We start from the raw sequence: 4,135 nt of genomic DNA on the forward strand, positions 1-4,135 counted from the left end.
AGAGAACATAGCAATAGGTAAAATCTACCATTTTACCCATTCACGCAACAACGCCAACTGAAGCTACAAGAGAGCCTAAAGCTAGCACTACCAACCGTACTGGAGTAATAGAGAAGATTAATCCATGCACGTTTAGTGATGTTAGTCAATCGATAACAGGTCAATCATTTTCCGGTATTGATTTGCGATCGCTGGGAAATGCGATCGCGGAAATTGAGAGCGCTGGTAGCGGCGATTACAAAGCAGTTGGCATACATACCTGTGCGGATGGGGGTTTAAATTGTGGTCGCGCTCTCGGTCGCTACCAGTTCATGAGTTATAACCCTTATGCAGTGCAGTTAATTGCTGCCAAGCCTGGAGGTAAAGAGTTCCTGAGTCAAGTGGAGCAAAGGCATCAACCAACAGAGGCTGAACTATTTGAGTTTTTTCCTGCATCTGACCAAGATAGGGCATTTATGGCTGATATGGCTAACAAAATTCAATTGACACAACAGCAAATCGATCCGGCTACAGGACAGCCATTTACGGGCGATTCTCCTTCGGAGACGCTTCGCGAACGCCTAATTGAACGAGTGCCTCAAAGGAAAGGGAGTTTATTCTGACTCCGCCTCCCCTACTCAGTCTCAACCATTGAAGACAACTGCATATGAATTACCAGCACCTCCTATGAGGGTACGCTACTGGATTCATTGGTTTCGCATTGGTTTGGGCATCTTTTTGTTGCTGTCGATTCTCATGAGCTTAGGGGGCTGTAGCTTAAATGCAGCAAGCGTTACTTGGAACAAAGCTGCTAATGTTGTGCCTGCAACAGTCGTTGAACAGGTGATTGTAGAAAATACAGAGTTAAATTCCAAAGTATCTGCTAAAAATATACTGGCTTGGAGTGTGGAAGGGAAAGACGGCAGGTTCGCAGTTTTCAACTTGAACACGCCTGATGTCTGTGGTGCTTTGGGATGTCTGTATACTGGTTACTGGCTCAGAAAGGACAAACCAATTACTCAGGTATTCTTGAGTTACTTGAATCCCAATCTGCCACCAGGTAAGCATTTGTTGTCAGTGGGAGAGAACCGAGGTCAGGCATTACCCTGCATTAAGGTACTGCAAACCGAGCAAGAGCAGCTACGGCAATTGAATTTTTGTTTCAATGGCACTGGCTATCAACTTGCTGATAGTCAGCTTTTCACTAATAGTAAAAATTCCCAAAGTTGATAACTCGAAATCTAGAAGAAAACTCTGCCATAGTCATCTTAGCTATGGCAGGGTATTTTTATCTAAAACCTCTAGGAGGGCATAAGCTGCCCCTAAACCTCGCCCGCTTCCAGTAATAATCGCTACATGATTATCGAGTCGAATCATTTAACTTTCTCCTGACTTAAATTCTGCTTCTTAGTGGGTGGATGCAGCGTCTAATTACTAGCTCAGAGCTTAACTACCAGACTCGAATTAAGCCGAAGCGGCTTCGGCTTGAATGAATTATTAGGCGGCGTACCACTCATTTCTTGGCGCATACCGGACTGTAAGACACGCGAGTTAGTGGGTGGTCATTAGCTTCTCGGACTAGTTCTCCACTTTCAGCCGCTGTCCGCTTCTTTATGTCAATCCATTCTTTGTCTCTTAGGAACTCTCTCCAGCGTAAATCCATTGTGCTTTTGTCCGGCCAAGCCAGAAGATAGATAAATTCAACCTTCTCACCAGAATCACTTAGAGCTTTGAAAGTGTGCATGATGTTGTGCCTCATGGCTTAGTGAACGTTCTATAGCCGCCTAACCAACTATTACCTCACTGTTCCTATCTGTATAATCCGTACTTACAGTCACCTGCTGCCAAGCATCCAAATCCGTTTTGACCCCTGACAGTTTTTCCTGAATCAGGCTCATAGCATCGGTGCCTAATGCCAGTCGCATCGGTGGATGAGGACTTTCCACAGCTTGAATGATGGCTTGCGCCGCTTTAAGTGGATTGCCAGGTTGCTTACCATGCATCTCTTTGAACCACTGCAATGAAGCACCGCTCACGGTCGCATAGGCATCAATGGAAAGTTCTGCTGCTGCCAGAGAGCGTCCGTTGAAGTCTGTGCGAAATGCCCCAGGTTCAATTAAAGTGACCTTAACTCCAAAGGATTCAACCTCCTTAGCCAGGGCTTCAGACGTACCTTCCAGAGCAAATTTAGCGCCACAGTAGAGGCTGCTTCCACCAAATCCCACTAATCCTGCTGTGGATGACATATTGACAATGTGACCGCTGCCTTGCTGACGCATCACAGGCAAGACCGTTCGCATCAGACGGAGCGCCCCAAAGAAGTTGGTTTCAAAAAATCGGTGAATATCAACATCACTGACTTCTTCGAGTGCAGCAATGAGTCCATGTCCAGCATTGTTGACCAGCACATCAATTCGACCAAATGTAGCGATCGCGGTATCAACTGCTGCTTGTATGTCTTGGGGCAGTGTTACATCCAAACGTACAGCCTTTGCGGTTTCTGGATAGTGTTCAATCAAAGCGCGAAGTTGCTCTGGTTGGCGAGCAGTAGCTAGCACGGAGTCGCCCTTCTTCAACACCGCTTCTGCTAGGGCCCGTCCGAACCCTGTTGAACATCCTGTAATCAACCAAACTTTAGGAGCGACACGATTTTTGTCTGAGTTCATTTGTTTTCTCCAATACAAAAACGATGAGATGCGAGGATCGGCGCAACTGCAATTCTGTAACTTACTTTCCACATTAAGCAGCCTGAATAAATATGTCCAATATGATTTTTGTCTTAGACTAAGACTTAAAACGTATTAATTGACATGGAACTTCGACACTTGCGTTACTTCGTGACTGTAGCTGAGGAACTTCATTTTGGTCGCGCCGCGCAACGACTACAAATCGCTCAACCGCCACTGAGTCAACAAATCCGTCAACTCGAACAAGAACTCGGTGTCGAGTTGCTGTATCGGACAAAGCGAACAGTCCGACTTACTGAAGCAGGACTTGCCTTCTTACAGCAGGCACGACAAATTCTAGTGCAATCTGAGCAAGCGATTGAGGTAGCCCAACGTGCTTTTCGAGGTGAAGTGGGTCGTTTAGCGATTGGATTTGTTGGATCTGCCACGTATAGCCTGCTGCCTGCTGCCGTGCGGTCATTTCGCCATCAGTTTCCTGATGTCCGCTTGATACTGCATGAAATGACCACGACCGAGCAAATTGAAGCACTGCATGACGATCGCATTCAGCTTGGCTTTATTCGTCCGCCCATCAGCGATGACGAACTCAGCGTGGAAACGGTTTTACAAGAATCGTTCGTTGCTGTATTGCCAGAAGCACACCCGCTTGCGACTCAAACACAACTGTCATTAGCATCACTCGCCGAGGAGTCCTTCATTTTATCTCCACGTCATTTAGGAAGCGGCTTTTACGATCAGATTATCCGTTTGTGTCAACAAGCAGGATTTATTCCCCAAGTCACTCAGGAAGCGACTCAGATGCAGACCATTGTCAGCTTAGTGGCAGCGGAATTAGGGGTTGCGCTCGTCCCAGCGTCGCTCCAGAATTTGCAACGAGCAGGGGTCGTCTACAAACCGCTCGAAGACCAAACGCTCTATGTCAAGTTGGCAGTTGTTTGGCGAAGTGCAAACACCTCGCCCGTGCTACACCAATTTCTAGCGCAATCAAGAGCCGTTGCACGATTTAGTGCAGCGTTTCATTAAGCAATGCTGTTGAGGCTTATCAAAACGCTTGTACTCCCCCAATTCATAGATGCGCCCATTGGACTATTCCTCATCATCCAGTTCATCGTCTTCCTCCTCAAAATCATCATCTAACTCAGCTTCCAAATCGTCGGTCTCATCAAGGAAGTCGTCATCGTCAATAAGTTGAATTTTGCGAGGTGGCTTGGTCGCTGACTTGGATCTACGATCGCTTTGAGTTTTGTTCCTATTCTTGTTTGGTGGCAATACTTCCACGTCTACAGACACCGATTCTCCTGGCAAAGCAGGTAGGGATTGAGGTTCATTAAAACCAGCGATCGCATCATGTTGTTGCCAAATTAGAGTTTTAGCTGTGGTTTTACCCAAATACAGTTGCGGCAGATTTTCAACGGTCAGTAGACCGAAAAGTTTTGCGATCGCTCTGTGATCGATACCTGTATTCTTAT

At 46.5% G+C, this 4,135-nt stretch carries 5 protein-coding genes and 1 pseudogene; 3 read left to right on the forward strand and 3 right to left on the reverse strand.

Going from position 1 to position 4,135, the window contains the following annotated elements; all coding sequences use genetic code 11:
* Positions 1-182: 182 nt before the first annotated feature.
* Both RMY63_RS41180 and RMY63_RS41185 read left to right on the forward strand, forming a co-directional pair.
* Positions 183-602 (forward strand): hypothetical protein, encoded by a 420-nt coding sequence (locus RMY63_RS41180; protein ID WP_322734191.1) that lies wholly within the window; start codon positions 183-185, stop codon positions 600-602.
* A gap of 28 nt (positions 603-630) precedes the next feature.
* Positions 631-1,209 carry a hypothetical protein gene (locus RMY63_RS41185; protein ID WP_322734192.1) on the forward strand — a complete coding sequence of 193 codons (579 nt, stop codon included), beginning with the start codon at positions 631-633 and terminating at the stop codon, positions 1,207-1,209.
* Between the two features lie 283 nt (positions 1,210-1,492).
* Here the strand turns inward: RMY63_RS41185 and RMY63_RS41190 are convergent, their stop codons facing one another.
* Both RMY63_RS41190 and RMY63_RS41195 read right to left on the reverse strand, forming a co-directional pair.
* Positions 1,493-1,723, reverse strand: coding sequence for a hypothetical protein (locus tag RMY63_RS41190; protein WP_322734193.1), 231 nt, complete (start codon positions 1,721-1,723; stop codon positions 1,493-1,495).
* 40 nt (positions 1,724-1,763) lie between these two features.
* On the reverse strand, positions 1,764-2,645 hold the full coding sequence (locus RMY63_RS41195; RefSeq protein WP_322734194.1) for an oxidoreductase: 882 nt from the start codon (positions 2,643-2,645) through the stop codon (positions 1,764-1,766).
* 144 nt (positions 2,646-2,789) lie between these two features.
* Here RMY63_RS41195 and RMY63_RS41200 point away from each other — a divergent pair, with 144 nt between their 5' ends.
* Entirely contained in the window at positions 2,790-3,689 is a 900-nt protein-coding gene (locus tag RMY63_RS41200; protein ID WP_322734195.1) for a LysR family transcriptional regulator, read from the forward strand.
* Positions 3,690-3,752: 63 nt separating this feature from the next.
* On the opposite strand, the pseudogene RMY63_RS41205 reads toward RMY63_RS41200, so the two are convergent.
* A pseudogene (locus tag RMY63_RS41205) lies at positions 3,753-4,135 on the reverse strand (hypothetical protein); the annotation flags it as partial.

Source organism: Nostoc sp. ChiQUE01b, from assembly GCF_034531255.1.
GTDB lineage: Bacteria > Cyanobacteriota > Cyanobacteriia > Cyanobacteriales > Nostocaceae > Nostoc.